This is a genomic window from Algoriphagus antarcticus (genome assembly GCF_002150685.1).
Taxonomy (GTDB): Bacteria; Bacteroidota; Bacteroidia; order Cytophagales; family Cyclobacteriaceae; genus Algoriphagus; species Algoriphagus antarcticus.
Genome location: NZ_MSSW01000002.1, coordinates 111,175 through 128,117, shown reverse-complemented (window position 1 = coordinate 128,117; position 16,943 = coordinate 111,175). Strand labels below are relative to the sequence as shown.

Annotated in this window: 14 protein-coding genes and 1 pseudogene; 11 read left to right on the top strand and 4 right to left on the bottom strand. The window is 39.6% G+C overall.

Annotation, left to right across the window (positions count from 1 at the left end; translation table 11 throughout):
* Positions 1–3: 3 nt before the first annotated feature.
* Positions 4–1,662: a proton-conducting transporter transmembrane domain-containing protein gene (locus BVH04_RS01710; RefSeq protein WP_086539603.1), complete on the bottom strand. Its 1,659-nt coding sequence runs from the start codon at positions 1,660–1,662 to the stop codon at positions 4–6.
* 16 nt (positions 1,663–1,678) lie between these two features.
* Positions 1,679–1,954 (bottom strand): hypothetical protein, encoded by a 276-nt coding sequence (locus BVH04_RS01705; protein WP_086539703.1) that lies wholly within the window; start codon positions 1,952–1,954, stop codon positions 1,679–1,681.
* 121 nt (positions 1,955–2,075) lie between these two features.
* Between BVH04_RS01705 and BVH04_RS01700 the strand changes: the two genes are divergently transcribed.
* From BVH04_RS01700 to BVH04_RS01660, 9 genes and pseudogenes are all read left to right on the top strand, one after another.
* On the top strand, positions 2,076–2,969 hold the full coding sequence (locus BVH04_RS01700) for a LysR family transcriptional regulator (RefSeq protein ID WP_086539602.1): 894 nt from the start codon (positions 2,076–2,078) through the stop codon (positions 2,967–2,969).
* Positions 2,970–3,132: 163 nt separating this feature from the next.
* Positions 3,133–4,710 carry a glycoside hydrolase gene (locus BVH04_RS01695; protein WP_086539601.1) on the top strand — a complete coding sequence of 526 codons (1,578 nt, stop codon included), beginning with the start codon at positions 3,133–3,135 and terminating at the stop codon, positions 4,708–4,710.
* 644 nt (positions 4,711–5,354) lie between these two features.
* Positions 5,355–6,158, top strand: a complete 804-nt coding sequence (locus BVH04_RS01690) for a MotA/TolQ/ExbB proton channel family protein (RefSeq protein WP_086539600.1) — start codon at positions 5,355–5,357, stop codon at positions 6,156–6,158.
* A gap of 57 nt (positions 6,159–6,215) precedes the next feature.
* Positions 6,216–6,545, top strand: a complete 330-nt coding sequence (locus tag BVH04_RS01685) for a hypothetical protein (RefSeq protein WP_086539599.1) — start codon at positions 6,216–6,218, stop codon at positions 6,543–6,545.
* Position 6,546: 1 nt separating this feature from the next.
* Entirely contained in the window at positions 6,547–7,182 is a 636-nt protein-coding gene (locus BVH04_RS01680) for an ExbD/TolR family protein (RefSeq protein ID WP_086539598.1), read from the top strand.
* Position 7,183: 1 nt separating this feature from the next.
* Positions 7,184–7,645 carry an ExbD/TolR family protein gene (locus tag BVH04_RS01675; protein WP_086539597.1) on the top strand — a complete coding sequence of 154 codons (462 nt, stop codon included), beginning with the start codon at positions 7,184–7,186 and terminating at the stop codon, positions 7,643–7,645.
* Positions 7,646–7,706: 61 nt separating this feature from the next.
* Positions 7,707–9,020 carry an MFS transporter gene (locus BVH04_RS01670; protein ID WP_086539596.1) on the top strand — a complete coding sequence of 438 codons (1,314 nt, stop codon included), beginning with the start codon at positions 7,707–7,709 and terminating at the stop codon, positions 9,018–9,020.
* 2 nt (positions 9,021–9,022) lie between these two features.
* Positions 9,023–10,492 (top strand): NAD(P)H-hydrate dehydratase, encoded by a 1,470-nt coding sequence (locus BVH04_RS01665; protein WP_086539595.1) that lies wholly within the window; start codon positions 9,023–9,025, stop codon positions 10,490–10,492.
* A 61-nt stretch (positions 10,493–10,553) separates the two neighbouring features.
* Positions 10,554–11,741: pseudogene (locus BVH04_RS01660) on the top strand (MFS transporter).
* A gap of 686 nt (positions 11,742–12,427) precedes the next feature.
* On the opposite strand, the gene asnS reads toward BVH04_RS01660, so the two are convergent.
* Positions 12,428–13,879 (bottom strand): asparagine--tRNA ligase, encoded by a 1,452-nt coding sequence (asnS, locus tag BVH04_RS01655; protein ID WP_086539702.1) that lies wholly within the window; start codon positions 13,877–13,879, stop codon positions 12,428–12,430.
* A 178-nt stretch (positions 13,880–14,057) separates the two neighbouring features.
* Between asnS and rpoN the strand changes: the two genes are divergently transcribed.
* Complete coding sequence (gene rpoN / locus BVH04_RS01650; RefSeq protein WP_086539594.1) at positions 14,058–15,512, top strand: RNA polymerase factor sigma-54; 1,455 nt, start codon at positions 14,058–14,060, stop codon at positions 15,510–15,512.
* Positions 15,512–16,132, top strand: coding sequence for a PA-phosphatase (locus tag BVH04_RS01645; RefSeq protein ID WP_086539593.1), 621 nt, complete (start codon positions 15,512–15,514; stop codon positions 16,130–16,132). The genes rpoN and BVH04_RS01645 overlap by 1 nt, the downstream gene beginning before the upstream one ends.
* A gap of 54 nt (positions 16,133–16,186) precedes the next feature.
* On the opposite strand, the gene BVH04_RS01640 is transcribed toward BVH04_RS01645, so the two are convergent.
* Positions 16,187–16,942, bottom strand: coding sequence for a porin family protein (locus BVH04_RS01640; RefSeq protein WP_086539592.1), 756 nt, complete (start codon positions 16,940–16,942; stop codon positions 16,187–16,189).
* Between the last annotated feature and the right edge of the window lies 1 nt (position 16,943).

Here is a 16,943-nt window from a genome sequence, read left to right as displayed (position 1 = left end):
ATGTTAGACAGGTTGATTTTCAAACCTTTCAGCTTTCATTGATTTTTTCTCTTTGATTGGTGTCATTACTATTGATTTATTTTCGGGGTTATGAGAGTAAAGCGACCTAACCATCCGATCAAAAACTGTATTGACATATAGTCCATTTCTCAAATGGATTGCCATGGCCCGATAAAAAGGAGTTGCAGAAAGAATTGGAGCCAATATTTGGATAAAGACTGTTACTCCAAAAGCCAATAGAATGGTAGTTATAAAAATGATTTCCACGAAAGTTGGTCTTACTAATTCCGGGATTTGAGAGGAGAGTATATAATGGGAGCCAGATTCTAACGTGAAGAATGCAATGGTAACCAGGATCGATAAGATGCTTGCTCGAAGAATCAATTTTAAGCTGCCACTTGAGTCAAGCGCAGAGGTGAATAATCTTGAAAGACCCATGACGATAATGCCTCCTAATGCGAGTAGTGATAATTCTTTTTCTGGATCGATGCCCCACACTATAGCAAATCCTGTGTAAAGTCCCAGCGCTAGGAAGATTCCCAAAGCAATTCTGAAAGGACTGCCGATTCTTTTGGCAGAAGTAACTTTGGTAGCTCTGATCACTTCTATGACACTTCCTGACGATAAGAAGGCATGTGCCTTATAGAAGGAGTGAGCCACTAAGTGTAGCATTGCCGCTGGGTACAAACCGAGACCACAAGTAAGGAGGCTGAAACCCATGTGTGCGACACTTGAGTATCCCAAAGCCGTTTTTATTGATGTTTGAGTCAAGAAAACTACAGAAGCGAACAGCGCCGTAAAACCTCCCAAAGCAATAAGTATTAACGGAGCATAGGTGCTAGCTTCCATGACAAAGGCCATTCTAATGATCAGGAAAGGTCCAGCATTGAGCAAACCTGCGTGAAGAAGCGCGGAAACTGGTGTAGGCGTTTCCATTACTTCAATCAACCAGCCATGAGTCGGGAATTGGGCAGATTTCAAAAGCGCTGCAGAGACAAGTAAGACGGCTACAGCTTCAATACCATTCATAGCTATTCCGGAGGCTAGATTATTTTTGATTTCCTGAAAAATCATCTCCAAGTTGCCTGTGCCAAACTGAAAGTACAAGAGTACAAAAGCAGCTAATAGACAGATGTCTCCCAATCGAGCAAGAATAAACTTTTTACGCGCAGCTATAATAGCGCCTGGTCTATCTTTGTAGAATACTAGTAATCGATGGAGAGACACGCTGGTGAGTACCCAAGAGACAAATAGTAGTTCTAAGTTTCCTGAAAGCACCAAGAGTTGCACGGAAGCAATGGTGGCCGCCAATCTCCCGATAAAAGCTCCCTGCTGCGGGTCTCCATCAAGGTAATTGAGACTGAAGCGTACCACAATGAAGCTGATTAGGGCTATCATTGCGAGCATCAAAATGCTCAATGCATCCAGTCTTATACTTAGGCCAAGGTCTTCAAATCCCAAAAGAGGAGTTTCTAATAGACCGTAATTGATCACAAAAAAACCGCAAATCGCGGCAATTAAAATACTGATTAAAGTAGCTGCAGTGGCTACTTTTTTTACCAGAAATGGCCGCATGCCAGACTGGAACCAAGATATCAACGCGGTAGCCACAAAAACTGCTGGAGATAATAAAGTTAGTGCGGCGAGAAAGTATTGATTCATAGCTGAATAGTTCTTTTTAAATAAGTTCGACTGAAATTGTAGATTCTATTTTCAAGGTTTTGCCTTGTTCTTTTGCATTTGAAATCAAGACATTTATCGATGCTTTACTTTGCTTTAATTCTTTAATTCGCACCTCTGAATTTTGATCTACTTCGCCAAATCTTATTTTACTACTGAAGCTTCTCATTTCATGAAAGTTGATCTTTTCAGCGATCAGATGGTTGATGATTTCCAAAGCATCTTCTGGTGAAAAATTACCTCTTACGAGGTCATGCTTTTTTGTATCGGTCATTGTGTGTTCGATTGATTGAGCCGTATTCATTGATATCTTTTTTTTGATTGTGAGGCAAAGTTTAATAATCTTGTTTATAAATTTTTATTTATATTTATTATGTAATGCATAAATAAAAATTATGAACTATACCATTCACCAGCTTCAGATATTCCTCAAAGTAGTACAGACTAAAAGTATTACTAAGGCTTCGGAGGAGCTTTTTATGACTCAACCGGCCGTTTCGATACAACTAAAAAACTTACAAGATCAGTTTGAGATTCCGCTTACAGAAGTAGTGAGCCGTCAATTGTATGTAACTGATTTTGGTAAAGAAATTGCAATAATAGCGGAGAGAGTAATCCAGGAATTGGAAAATATCAATTACAAAACACAGGCATATCAAGGGATCTTGACGGGCAAGCTCAGTATTTCCGCTGTTTCTACTGGGAAATATGTAATCCCGTATTTTTTATCGGAATTTTTGGAAAAGAGTGTCGGGATCGATCTTGTCTTGGACGTCACGAACAAAAGTAGAGTGGTAGAGAGTCTTAAAAACAATGAGATTGATTTTGCGCTGGTTTCTGTACTACCCGAAAAGCTAAGTATTGAAGAGGAGTTACTAATTGAAAACAAGTTGTATTTGGTGGGAAACCATGCAATCAGGGATGAGAATAAACCGCTGATATATCGAGAGGAAGGTTCTGCGACTCGTCTGGCGATGGAGAAATATTTTGAAGTTCATCAGGGGAAAAAGAGAAAGCGCATGGAGCTTACCTCCAATGAAGCTGTCAAACAGGCAGTAATCGCAGGTCTAGGTTATTCTATTATGCCATTGATAGGGATTCAAAATGAGCTGCTCAATGGGCAGTTGTTCATTTTGGAAGAAGAAGACTTGCCTATAAAAACCGAGTGGCGTTTGATTTGGCTAAAAAGCAAAAAACTGTCACCTGTAAGTCTGGCTTATCTCAATTTTATCCGGTCTGAAAAGCAGAAAATCCTCACTGAAAAATTTAATTGGTATTTAAAATATTGATCATAGTGCTCACGTGGCAGAGAAGGCTTTGTGAAAGCAATATTCACCCGTTTTGTAGTATATTAAGAGGTTATTTGGGCTAGTAGGGATGAAAATTGCTTCGTGGAACAGGGATTATTTTCATCGTTTTTTTTAAATTATAATTATTTGGAAACTTTAGCTTATGAAAAACATTAGTAGCAACAGAAGTTTTTTCAAGACTTTTCTTTTTGTATCGTTTGCTGTTCTCTTTGCCTGTCAAAGCTCAGGTCAGGAAAATCAAACGTTTACAACTTCTGGAGAGACTGTAGAGATAAACGTGATCAGCAAGGAAACTTACCAGATAATGGAGCATTTTGGTGCTTCAGATGCTTGGTCAGGTCAGTTTGTAGGCCTTTGGCCCAATCAAAAGAAAAATTCAATCGCTGAGTTGCTTTTCAGTAATGAGTCTGATGCAGATGGAAATCCCAAAGGAATAGGTCTGTCACTCTGGCGCTTTAATGTCGGAGCAGGCAGTGCAGAGCAAGGCGAGCAAAGTGGTATTCGTGATGAGTGGAGGAGAGCTGAGTCGTTTTTGTCGACGGATGGATCATATGATTGGTCCAAGCAAGCGGGCCAAGTTTGGTTTGCCACAGCCGCACAGGAATTTGGGGTAGGTAAATTGTTGATTTTCTCAAACAGTCCACCTGTATCTATGACCAAGACTGGAAAAGCTTTCGCCAAAGATGGGGAGTCAAACCTGTCTGTGGAGAAATATGAGGACTTTGGTGAGTATCTGGCTCAGGTGGTAAAAGGATTAACCGAAAAAGGCCTAATGGTCGATTATGTCAGTCCGGTGAATGAACCTCAATGGGACTGGTCTGATGGAGGGCAGGAGGGGACGCCATTTTGGAATAATGAGATTGGGGGAATTGTGAAAGCTCTAGATTATGCTTTAGATAAGAACAACCTGAATACTAAGATCGATGTAGCCGAAGCAGGCAAAATCAATTACCTCTATGAGCAAGCAGACAAGAATGGGAGAGGTGAGCAGATTTCGAATTTCTTTAATCCAGAGTCATCCAATTTTATTGGCGATTTGAAACACGTGAGCCGCTCAATTTCTGCGCATAGTTATTTCACTACCTCACCCTATGAATCTGCCGTAAGACAAAGAGAAAGCCTGCGTTCTGCCTTAAATGAAATAGATGGATTGAGTTATTGGATGAGTGAGTACTGCATTCTGGGCGGTAATGGTGGTGAAATGAATGGGAATGGGAGAGATTTGGGGATTGACCCAGCTCTTTATCTGGCTAAAGTGATTCATAATGATCTTACGGTATCCAATGCGAGCGCTTGGCATTGGTGGCTTGCCATTTCTCCCTATAATTATAAAGACGGCTTGATTTACATTGACAAAGAAAAAGCGGATGGGAATTTCTACGAAAGCAAAATGCTCTGGGCGTTGGGGAATTACAGCAGGTTTATCCGTCCGGGATATCAGCGTCTAGGAGTGGAAATTAATAATCAGGAAAAACAGTCTCCTGAATTTTTGGCTTCGGCCTATCAATCCGCTGATAAGAGTGAAGTTGTATTGGTAATAGTAAATTCAGGAATTAAGGAAATGAAAATGCATTTGTACGAAGATGGCATTTCCAATCCTATCAGGAGTGTTTATATCACCTCAAAGGATAAGGATTTGGAGTTAGTGGAAATAGATCTGGCTTTGGATTATTTGACTATCCCCGCCAGATCTATTTTGACTGTAGTAACTGAAAAATAGCATTTTGATTAATCGAATTAGACAAGCCAAGGATAGCCGTATTCCTAGGCTTTAATTTTTACACACATTATAAATGTGCATTGTTTTAAGGTTCATCATAAGAAATAAAATTCAAAGTAGTACACGACCTATATTCATCAGATTAAAAAAACAAGGGTAATATTTTACAAATTTACGTTCAGAATAAGCTTTCAAAACATAAAATTTTAATTCGTAAAAGTTTAAGTTTTGTCAACTATCCAAGTTAGCAATAGCTGGTTTTTTTGACGATTTCTGTAATTTCAACTCAAAGATGGAAGAATAATGGTAAAAGAGTGACATTATTCCAATATGTAATAACCAATTAATCAGGATATTCTGATCAAATAAAAAAAAGCTGGACTCTCTTAGACGTTTTTATTTTTGTTTTTGCAAAAAAATAAGAACCTTACCGTCGAGTTTTGGAGATAAGTGTCTTTTTTGTTGTAAAAGGAAATACTTCCGTTCGTGTAAAAGCTTGCTTATACTTGAGATTTAAGCCTGAGTTTTCACAAAATTCTAAAAGAGTCGCTTGTTTTTTGAATTTAAAAAATGATAACTTTAAAACTCGATTCTAGAGTAGAAACCATTTAACCTTTATCTAAAGTCTATTTAAAATCCAAATTATGAGAAAGTTAATCGCTTTGTTCATGCTTGCAGGCATCCTTTTCGCACCGGTTATTGCTAACGCACAAGAGGCAGAAGATTCTGCAGCACAAGAAACAACCCCAGTAGCAGTTGAGCCTGCTGCATCTCCCACAATTGTAGATGATGAGATCGTCGCAGAGGAGCTAAGCTTCCACCAAGTAGTAAAGGAGAAATTCATCGAAGGTGATCCTCTTTACATGACTCCAGTATTGATCTGTTTGATCTTGGGTCTAGCGGTTGCTTTAGAAAGAATTATCACCTTGAACCTTTCTACGACCAACACGAAGAAATTGTTGATCAAAGTAGAAGATGCCCTTGAGTCAGGTGGAGTTGAAGCAGCTAAGGATGTTACAAAAAACACCAAAGGTCCAGTAGCTTCTATTTTCACACAAGGCTTGATGAGATACTCTGAAGGGATCGAAATGGTAGAGAAGTCTATTATTTCTTACGGTTCTGTAGAAATGGGTAGATTGGAAAAAGGTCTAATTTGGATCTCTCTATTTATCTCTCTAGCTCCAATGTTGGGTTTCATGGGTACTGTAATCGGTATGATCGGTGCATTTGATTCTATCGAAGCAGCTGGTGATATCTCTCCATCTCTAGTAGCAGGTGGTATTAAAATCGCACTTTTGACCACAGTTGCTGGTTTGATCGTTGCGATTATCCTTCAGTTGTTCTACAACTATTGTATAGCTAAAATTGATTCTTTGGTTAATGACATGGAAGATGCTTCTATATCATTGGTTGACATCTTGGTTAGACATAAATTGACTGGCAAGTAAGCCATCAAGTTTGTACGACCTCAAATTAAAAGTTAACCTAAAAGAAAAGCTACACTTATGGATACTTATGACATCTTATTATATGGAAGTTACATCCTAATCGGAATTGGAGCTGTATTAGCGGTTTTTATGCCATTGATCAAGTCTTTGGATAATCCAAAAAGCTTGCTCAAAACTGCAGTTGGAATTGTCGGTATAGTTGTATTGTTCTTTATTGCTTATTCTATTTCAAGTAATGAAGTACTTCCTAAATTTGAAGCATCTCCTTTCAACCTGACTCCTGCGGGATCTCAGTTGGTAGGTGGAATGCTTATCACCACTTACATTCTTGCAATCGTTGCTCTAGGAAGTATCGTATTGACGGAAGTGACTAAAGCGATAAAATAATATGGCTAGAAAGAAAAATAGAATGAGTACGGAGGTCAATGCAGGCTCTATGGCAGATATTGCTTTCCTGCTGCTGATCTTCTTTCTCGTCACCACTACGATCGCGTCTGATAAAGGTATTTTGAATATTCTTCCTCCGAAGCCGGATCCAAATAATCCTCCTCCTGAGATCGATCTGAATAAACGGAATATTTTCAATATTCTGATCAATGCGAATGATCAACTATTGGTTGAAGATGAATTCAGAGATAGCCCTGATGGACTTGATGAAGATGTGAAAGCATTTATCATGAATTTCGGTGCGCCGAATGAGGAAGCTACCGCATTGTACAATAGTTTGCCAGCATCAGTGAAAGCGCTGTCTGCGAGAAATCCTGAATCGTCTGATCACCCTGGAGAAGCAGTTGTTTCGATTAAAACAAACCGTGGTACCAGCTATGAGAAATATTTGGAAGTTTTCGATTTAGCCAAGAAGGCTTATTTCGATATCTACGCGGCAAGAGTTAATCTTAGTACTGATGAATACAGAGGTCTGACAGGTAAAAACGATGCTGAAACCAGTCTTCAAGATCGAGGAAAAGAAGGAATCCCTATGGCGATTTCTATTGCAGAACCTGATAAAATAGGAGGTAATTGATATGGCGAAGTTTGGAAAGAAAACAAAAGCAGAGGTAAGTATACCTACATCGGCTTTACCGGATATCATCTTTATGCTTCTCTTTTTCTTCATGGTAACTACCGTGTTGAGAGAGCAGGAGATATTGGTAGAGCAGAAGATACCTCAAGCTACCCAGCTTCAGAAGCTCCAGAAGAAAACACTTATTTCTTATATTTTCATTGGAAAGCCTAAGAATACAGCTCTTTACGGCACTGAACCTAGAGTACAAGCAAATGATGCGCTCTTAACTACTCCTGATATTGTTCAGTGGGTGAACCAAGAGCGTGATTTACTTCCTGAAGCTGACCGTGGATTGATTACTATATCCATGAAAGTAGATAGGGACGTTAAAATGGGGCCTATTTCTGATGTTCAGAATGAACTAAGAGAGGCTGATGCGAGAAGAATTCTCTATGCTTCAATAGGTAAAGTTCAAAAATAATTATAGATCATTTTGATATTAAAGCTATCCCCTTTTGGGATAGCTTTTTTTTGTTTATTACATGCTATCATCTATTAAGAACACCAAGAAGGTTCAAAATGCTTGGGCGATGTACGACTGGGCTAATTCCGTTTATAGTCTTGTCATTACTTCTACGATTTTTCCTGTTTATTTCAACAGTGTCACAAAGGGGCTTAATCCGGATGACAAGGTTGATTTTTTTGGATTTAAGATCGTCAACACGGTTTTGTATTCTTATTCTATTTCTTTTTCATTTTTAATTATCGCGTTGATATCGCCAATCCTATCTGGTATTGCTGATGCAAGCGGGAAGAAGCTTCAGTTCATGAAGTTCTTTGCCTATCTAGGTTCCATTTCCTGTATTGCTTTATTCTTTTTTGATGGAAATAACCTGGAATGGGGTATTTGTTTTAGTGTTTTGGCAAGTGTGGGATATGCTGGAAGTATCGTATTCTACAACGCCTATTTGCCTGAGATCACTACGCCAGATAAATATGATCTTCTCAGTGCAAAAGGCTTTGCTTTGGGCTATATAGGCAGTGTGATTCTCTTAGTTGTAAACTTGCTGATGATTCAATTCCCGTCTTGGTTTATGTTGTCTGATGATGGGATGGCTGCACGCTTTTCGTTTTTGATTACTGGAGTTTGGTGGGCGGGATTTTCCCAGATTCCGTTTAGAGTACTTCCTCAAAACCCTTTTGGTAAGGATATCAAAAAGGAGTTTTTGCTAAAAGGCTATCAGGAGATCACAAAAGTGTGGAATGAAGTCAAGCAAATTAAAGTGATGTATCGCTTCTTAGCGTCTTTTTTCTTCTATTCCATGGGAGTGCAGACGGTAATGTATCTGGCTGCCACTTTTGGAGACAAAGAGCTTGGGTTGCCCGGTGATCAGTTGATCATGACTATTTTAATTATTCAGATCGTAGCTATCGCAGGTAGTTATTTCTTTGCGTTTATATCTAAGAAATATGGAAACAAGCAAAGTTTGGTGATTATGGTTCTGGTGTGGATTGGGATCTGTGCAGGTGCTTACTATGTATATACTGTATATGAATTTTTTGCTTTAGCCTTTGTAGTCGGCTTAGTCATGGGAGGTATCCAGGCTTTGTCTAGATCTACTTTCTCAAAGCTGATTCCTAGGAGTACTACAGATCATGCATCATATTTTAGCTTCTATGATGTGACCGAAAAATTGGCAATAGTGCTGGGTACATTCTCCTATGGATTTATAGAGCAAATCACTGGAAGTATGAGAAACTCTGCTCTTTCACTAGGTATCTTTTTTCTTGTTGGCTTAGGTTTCCTACTTTTAGTAGCTATACCTAAAAAAGGGTTGGATACTGAAAGGGCCTAACTATGCAAAAAATACTCTCTGGGGTTCAAGTCAAAGAACTGGATTCGCAACATTTGAAGTTGAGTGGTCAAAGTAGCCATGAGCTAATGGAAACGGCATCTAAAGCTTTTGTCAAATGGTTTCTAGATCAAGGGTTTTCTTCAGACCTACCTATTCAAATCGCTTGCGGTGCTGGAAATAACGGAGGCGATGGCTTGGCTATCGGCAGACTTTTGTCAGCACTTTCTTATGAAGTTATAATCTTCAAGTGTTTCGATTCAAAGGATTCATTGAGTGAGGATGCTCTTTTGAATTTCAATAAGCTACCTGAATCCATTCAAATCGTGGATTTTGAAAATCTGAGATTTGTTGAAAAGGGAATTTTGATTGATGCTTTTCTCGGTGTTGGCTTGAAAGGTGAACTGAGGCCTGATGCTATCAAGATCATACAAAAACTGAATGACTATCAAGGAACTGTAATAAGCATAGATGTCCCATCTGGTTTGCCATCGGATATAGTTCTGAAAGGCGAGGCAGTGAAAGCTGATTTCACGGTCAGTTTTGCATTTCCTAAACTTTCACTCATACTTCCCGAGCATGCTGAATATGTAGGCGAGTTGGTAGTGCTGAAGATAGGATTGGTAGAAGAAGCCTTTATGGATTTGGACTCGACTTTTTACTATCTCGAAACCCTGGATGTTCCTCCTTTGCATACGGTCTTTAATCGGTTTAGCTATAAAGGTGATATGGGAAAGGTGCTGCTGGTAGGCGGGAGTCCAGGTAAAATGGGTGCACTTATTCTCTGTGCGAAGAGTGCCTTGAGAACAGGTTCGGGATTAGTTACCTGCCACATGGAGGATTCCGAGAGGGTAATTGTTCAGACCGCTGTTCCTGAGGCTATGGCTTCTTGGGGTTTGATTCCTAATCCTGAGTTTTATGATGCCGTAGGTATTGGGCCAGGTTGGGGGACAGAAAATCGTGCACGTTTATTCCGGCAGTTTTTGCAAGATTTCAAAAAGCCAATAGTAATCGATGCTGATGGACTGAACCTTTTGTCTAGGAATCCTGATCTATTGCCTTTGGTGCCAAAGAATTCAATTCTTACTCCTCATATAGGAGAATTCACCAGACTGGTTGGTTCGGCTGAGAATCATTTGGAAAGGTTGAAGATGGCTAAAGGCTTTGCAGTTGAAAATGAATTGATTTTGGTGCTTAAGGGCGCGAATACAGTTATTAGTTTGCCAGACGGAAGACAGGTGATTAATTCATCCGGGAATAAATATATGGCGACAGGAGGATCTGGAGATGTGCTTACTGGTATGCTTACTTCCTATTTGGGGATGGGGTATTTTCCGGAGAATGCTGCGCTTTGTGGCGTATTTCATCATGGCTTAGCAGGAGAAATTGCCTCAAAATCGAAAAGAAGATCTATGATTGCCAGTGATATTATTGCTGCAATCCCAGAAACATACATTCAATTGAATATTTCTTGATCCCTTTTTCCTAGACAAACTTAAAAGTTCTCTTGGGGTTCTTAGCATATCAATTTTTACTATGAACAAAGAGAAGCTGTTGCTTTGGGCTCTGTCAGCCATTAATTTCATCCACATTGTCGATTTCATGATTTTGATGCCCTTAAGCCCTCAACTTATGAGGCTCTTCGATATTTCTCCTCGCAAGTTTGGATTATTAGTGTCTTGCTATACTTTCAGTGCAGGGATTTCCAGTTTCTTCGGAGCCTTTGTATTGGATCGCTTTGATCGTAAGAAAATATTGGTTTGGGTATATATAGGCTTCGCAATTTCCACTTTAGGGTGTGCATTATCGCCTAGCTACCCTGTCCTGTTGGCAGCAAGAGTAGTCTCGGGTTTATTTGGAGGTCTGACCTCAGCATTGATTTAAGCAATAATAGGGGATGTGATTCCCGATTCTAGACGAGGAAGAGCTATGGGATTGGTGATGGCTGCGTTTTCAGTGGCATCAGTTCTGGGGGTTCCTCTTGGGCTATTTCTTGCTAGTTTGTCGGATTGGCATACGCCTTTTTTCATTCTCACAGGTCTATCTGTAGTGAGTCTTGGAATGATCATCAACTATATTCCCAATATCACAGAGCATCTTAAAAACGAAATAGTAAGACCAAATCCCCTGGTGGTGATTCGTAGGGTAACTAGCGATTCTAATCAAATGAGGGCTATCACGCTTTCGGTAATGATGATGTTTGGACAGTTTATAGTTATCCCCTTTTTGAGTCCTTACACTGTAGCGAATGTTGGCTTTTCGGAAATTCAACTCACCTACATTTATATGGCGGGTGGAGCATTTACGATTTTTACCTCGCCTTGGGTTGGGAAGCTTTCTGATAAATATGGCAAGCAAAAAATCTTTATCATCTTCATGCTTCTAAACCTGATTCCTATTGCCATCATTACTCACTTGGGAGTAACTCCTATTCCCTTTGTGCTGATGGTTTCCACGATGTTTTTTGTGACATCAAATGGCAGATACGTGCCTGCGGCTGCTATTGTAACCGGTACGGCAAAGCCAGAAAATAGAGGCAGCTTTCTGAGTTTCAATTCAGCAGTGCAACAACTGGCAACTGGGGCAGCGACCTTATTGGCAGGGATAATCATCGGTGAAAATGCTGCAGGGGAGTTGACCAATTACAATGTGGTTGGGTATATCGCTATCGCATTTAGTTTAGCTTGTATTCCGCTAGCTATGAGAATAAAAGTGGTGAGTTAGATTGTTTGCATTTTTTTCTGAAATTATACTAGTGACCTTTATTTGGTTTGGAGGTTGGGTGTCAGATGTCCGATGAAGCCTAAATGCTAGAGTTTATCAAATATTATAATGCTTTTGTCTATTTACAGATAGAAAATCAGACACAAAAAAAATCATTTGGGGTACTTTTCTGTGTTTAACCTTATCCATGATCAGCGGAACCAATTGCTTAAAGCCTTTAATGGAAGAATAATTTCAAAAGAAGGAAAGCAGATTTAGTTGATAAAATGAGCGAGTAATAGTTTGTCATTTATTCAAACGTTTTTGATGTTGAATTCTGGAATTATCCTATAAAGGAGCTTTTTTAGAGTTAAATTATGTGATTGTACGGAATCTTGCCAGTAGAAAATTTATAGGATCGAAGGTCCAAAGACACATTGAATTCTGGTTTACTTCGGTCTTCGGTCATCGGTCTTCCAACCCGTTGACCAAAGAGAATTCACTTACTGGTAGAAAAGCGTACATACAGATTAAATTATAACCTTTATTTATGCAATCCTTTTATGTTATTTTTTCTTGCACTTTCAAACCATTGAATCTTAAGTATACAAGTATTCAGCTGTGCTCTCTGCGAAAATCTCTTCGGCCATTGCGGTAAAAAAAGCGATCAAAAGGAAAGCCCGGCATTTCTATCGGGCTTTAGTCTGTTAGAACTCTGCATTTCCAGGAGTTCGGGGGAATGCAATCACATCCCTAATATTTCCCATTCCGGTGACGAAGAGCACCATCCGCTCAAAGCCAAGTCCAAAGCCAGCGTGAGGTGCAGCTCCAAATCTTCTGGTATCTAGGTACCACCACATCTCATCTTGTGGAATACTCATTTCTTCCATTCTTTTGGTCAGCACATCCATTCGCTCCTCTCGCTGGGATCCTCCTACTATTTCGCCGATTCCAGGGAATAGAATGTCCATCGCAGCTACAGTCTTTCCGTCGTCATTTTGTCGCATATAGAACGACTTGATCTCTTTTGGATAGTCAGTTAGGATTACGGGCTTCTTGAAGTGTTTCTCCACCAAAAATCGCTCATGCTCAGATTGCAAATCAGTTCCCCAAGCGTCGATCAGATAAGAGAATTTCTTTTTCTTGTTAGGCGTGGAGTTTCTCAGAATTTCAATGGCCTCAGTATAGGTGATTCTTACAAAGTTATTATCTGCCACAAAACTCAGTTTATCCAACAGGCTCATCTCACTTCGCTGATCGGCAGGCTTTACTTTTTCTTCTTCCTGAAGTCTCTGGTCCAGGAAAGCCAAATCCTCGGCGCAGTTGTGTAGAGCATACTGGATTACATATTTTAAGAAATCTTCCGCCAAGTCAGCATTGTCTTCCGCATCATAGAAAGCCATTTCCGGCTCGATCATCCAGAACTCAGCCAAGTGACGGGTTGTGTTTGAATTCTCTGCCCGGAAAGTTGGGCCGAAAGTATAGATGTCACCAAGCGCCATGGCTGCTAATTCTCCTTCCAGCTGACCAGAAACAGTTAGGTTCGTTTCTCTTTCGAAGAAATCCTGCTTATAGTCAATCGCTCCATCGTCAGTTTTTGGAGGGTTTTTCAAGTCAAGAGTAGTGACTTTGAATGTTTCTCCAGCACCTTCAGCATCTGAAGCCGTGATGATCGGTGTGTGGATATAGAAAAATCCTTTGTCGTTGAAGTATTTATGAACAGCAAAAGCCAAGGCATGTCTTACTCTGAAAACTGCGCTGAACGTAATGGTACGCATTCTCAAATGAGCATTTTCCCGAAGAAATTCCATGGAATGCTTCTTTGGCTGCAGTGGATATTTTTCAGGATCTGCCTCTCCCAGCACTTCTATAGCAGTTGCATTTAACTCAGAGCTTTGTCCAGCGCCTTGAGAGTCGACTACATTACCAGTGACTTTAAGGCAAGCGCCAGTGGTGCATTTTTTTAGAATTTCTTCTGAAATCAGATTTGGGTCGGCCACCACTTGGTAATTGGTAATGATGGAACCGTCGTTTAGTGCAATGAATGAAACATTTTTGTTTCCTCTTTTTGTACGAACCCAGCCCATCAGCGTCACTTCTGATCCAATCGGATTTGTATCCAGGATGGTCTTGATTTTGACTCTTTTGTTAAATGCCATTTGGTGATTTGTTAATGCAGGATTTTTTAAGTCTGTGAATATTTTAAAGGAATGCAAAAAAACGATTAAATAAGCTTTATATCAAAAAATTGCTCGTTTTTCATAACTTTGGCACAAGGGATTTTTCTAGTGAAAAGGCCTTTTTTGAACCCAAACAGCAGGTTTTACCCAATATTGAATGCAAAAGTTAAATCTTAGCCAATCACTTTCACAGAAGCTTTCACCTCAGCAGATACAATTTATCAAATTGCTACAGGTACCGACGGCCGAATTAGATACTCGAATAGAAGAGGAACTCGAGATTAATCCAGCGCTGGAAGAAGGAAAAACAGAAGAAAAAGAAAGTGAGGATGACAACTTTGACGATAATTACGAAGAGGAGTCTCCTCAGGATGATCGTGATGTAAATATCGATGACTACCTGGATGATGAGTATGGTGGTTACAAAATGCAAGGCGATGGTAATTACAATGCAGATGAGGAAGATCGGGAAATACCGATTTCCAGTCAATCATCTCTGCATGAGCAGCTAGTCTCCCAGTTGAATTTCCTCAGACTTGATGAAAGAAAAAAGATTATAGGCGAGCAGCTGATCGGAAGTATCGAGAATGATGGCTATATCCGTAGAGACCTGGAGGCTATTATTAATGACTTGGCTTTTAGCCAAAATATAGAAACTGATGTGGACGAATTGGAGGAAATTTTGAGAAAAATTCAAAATTTTGATCCGGCAGGTATTGCTTCCAGAAACCTTCAGGAGTGTCTTACGATACAGCTTGAGCGTAAGGAACATCCCGAAGATCCCATCGTCATAAATGCGCTGAGGATAATTCATGGTTGCTTCGATGAATTCACCAAAAAGCATTACTCCAAGATTCAGAAGCGCTGTGATCTTAATGATGAGGAGACTAAGGATGCTGTTAATCTGATTACGAAACTCAATCCAAAACCGGGAGGAGTAGCTGATGGCTTGGTGAGAACGCAATACATTATCCCTGATTTCATGCTTACCAGTACTGCTGGCAAATTTGAAATCAGTCTAAACTCTAAAAATGCACCAGAACTGAGAATCTCAAGATCCTACTCTGAGATGTTTGATGCATATGATAAAAGCGATAAAAAAGATAAGAAGCTAAAGGAGACGGTTACTTTCGTGAAGCAAAAGTTGGATGCCGCTAAGTGGTTTATTGATGCGATCAAGCAACGGCAGAATACACTTTTGAGAACTATGGAAGCGATTCTTCAGTATCAAAAGGAATTTTTCATAGATGGGGATGAGACCAATCTTCGTCCGATGATATTGAAAGATATTGCTGAGAGAATTGATATGGATATCTCCACAGTATCCAGGGTTGCAAATAGTAAAGCTATCCAGACAGAATTTGGTGTTTATCCATTGAAATATTTCTTCTCTGAAGGTATAGCTACAGATAGTGGTGAAGATGTGAGTAACAGAGAAGTGAAATCTGTACTACAAAGCATGGTGGACGTTGAGGATAAAAAGAAGCCACTTTCTGACGATAAACTTGTCAAAATGCTAAATGGGAAGGGGTACAATATCGCTAGAAGGACTGTGGCGAAATATCGCGAACAGCTTCAAATACCAGTTGCCAGACTAAGAAAGGAATTGTAGTGCGTAGAATTTTTTCATTGATTATTTCGGTCGTATTACAGCCTTTGGTTATTCCAAGTTTAGTCTTTGGCTTGGCTTTATTTGTGGTGCCTGAGGCAACCAGTATCCCAGACTCTTTCAAAAAACGATTATTCTATCTCATAGCTTTGTCCACCTTAGTTATCCCGATGATCACAATTTTCGGATTGCGATTAAGTGGGACACTGAAAAGTATTCACATGGCTGAGTTGAAGGATAGAGCTGTTCCTTTCACGGTAACTAGTATTTATTACATTCTCACAGTATATCTTTTATATCAACAAAGACAATTTGACCCGATACTATGGCAAGTCTTGGGGATAATTACGTTGGCCATAGTCGTGTTGACGATAGTTACTTTTTTTTGGAAAATGTCCGCACATATGATTGGGATGGGTGGATTGATTGCAGCTGTTGTGGTACTTGGACTCAAATTCCCTACGTTTAAGCCTCTGTATTCCTTATTGGCTTCCTTAGTGTTGACAGGATTGGTGGGAAGTGTGAGGTTGTACCTAGAAGCGCACAAGCCTATCGAAATTTATGTCGGTTTGCTCTTTGGGTTTGTTCTCTGCTATGTCGGCTTTAGCTGGATATGGGCATAAAAAAAACCGGACATTTGATCTGCCCGGTTTAAAATTTCTTTTAAGAATGTTTCCTTAGAAAACGTTTACAGCAATACCAAAGTTGATTTGAGTTGCTTCAGTACCATTTGGACCCATACCTTTTTGAAAGACTTGATTCAAACCAAAATAACTCCAAGCATAAAAACCGGGAGATCCTGCTTTCACAGATAAACCATATCTGAATTTTTCAAAACCGTAATTCTGAGAATCTTTAATTTGTCTTTTGAGATCATTAGATTCCTCATATCTCACTTTAGTATGTGATTCATATAAGTATCCGAATTTTCCACCGACACTTACTTGAAAACCTTTAGTATAGTTTGTCTTGTTGAAGTGGTAAGTGAAATCCAGCGGAATATCAAAATAATTAGCAGCCACTACATTCTTCTTGATTGTGATATTATCTCCCAATACATCTGTAATGTCTCTCAGTAAGCTGGATTCTGGCCCCACTGCAGGATTGTTATACAATGTCTGATCATCCTTGAATGCATATTTGTCAGTTCCTACACCAATACCAATGTCCATGGTAAATCCAGAAGCATCACCAAAAATGGAAACAGGATATTGATAGTAAACATTGAATGTACGTGAGCCAAAGAAATTCATGCTCAAATCTTCTGACTTGTTGTTAAGCTGATTAAAGCCGAATTCAAACTTCAAATCACTTGGGATGTTAGGTCTTCCTCCGATGGGAGTCTTTGACTTTTTTGTAATTTCCTGGGTGTCCTGAGCGAAAGCTGTTTGAATCAAAGCAAAGGCTAGTAGGAAGGTGTATAATTTTTTCATC

Bases quoted from the DNA above. Each gene is read 5' to 3' on its own strand.
- BVH04_RS01710 (WP_086539603.1), bottom strand. From the start codon at position 1,662: ATGAATCAATACTTTCTCGCCGCACTAACTTTATTATCTCCAGCAGTT.
- BVH04_RS01705 (WP_086539703.1), bottom strand. From the start codon at position 1,954: ATGACCGATACAAAAAAGCATGACCTCGTAAGAGGTAATTTTTCACCA.
- BVH04_RS01700 (WP_086539602.1), top strand. From the start codon at position 2,076: ATGAACTATACCATTCACCAGCTTCAGATATTCCTCAAAGTAGTACAG.
- BVH04_RS01695 (WP_086539601.1), top strand. From the start codon at position 3,133: ATGAAAAACATTAGTAGCAACAGAAGTTTTTTCAAGACTTTTCTTTTT.
- BVH04_RS01690 (WP_086539600.1), top strand. From the start codon at position 5,355: ATGAGAAAGTTAATCGCTTTGTTCATGCTTGCAGGCATCCTTTTCGCA.
- BVH04_RS01685 (WP_086539599.1), top strand. From the start codon at position 6,216: ATGGATACTTATGACATCTTATTATATGGAAGTTACATCCTAATCGGA.
- BVH04_RS01680 (WP_086539598.1), top strand. From the start codon at position 6,547: ATGGCTAGAAAGAAAAATAGAATGAGTACGGAGGTCAATGCAGGCTCT.
- BVH04_RS01675 (WP_086539597.1), top strand. From the start codon at position 7,184: ATGGCGAAGTTTGGAAAGAAAACAAAAGCAGAGGTAAGTATACCTACA.
- BVH04_RS01670 (WP_086539596.1), top strand. From the start codon at position 7,707: ATGCTATCATCTATTAAGAACACCAAGAAGGTTCAAAATGCTTGGGCG.
- BVH04_RS01665 (WP_086539595.1), top strand. From the start codon at position 9,023: ATGCAAAAAATACTCTCTGGGGTTCAAGTCAAAGAACTGGATTCGCAA.
- asnS (WP_086539702.1), bottom strand. From the start codon at position 13,879: ATGGCATTTAACAAAAGAGTCAAAATCAAGACCATCCTGGATACAAAT.
- rpoN (WP_086539594.1), top strand. From the start codon at position 14,058: ATGCAAAAGTTAAATCTTAGCCAATCACTTTCACAGAAGCTTTCACCT.
- BVH04_RS01640 (WP_086539592.1), bottom strand. From the start codon at position 16,942: ATGAAAAAATTATACACCTTCCTACTAGCCTTTGCTTTGATTCAAACA.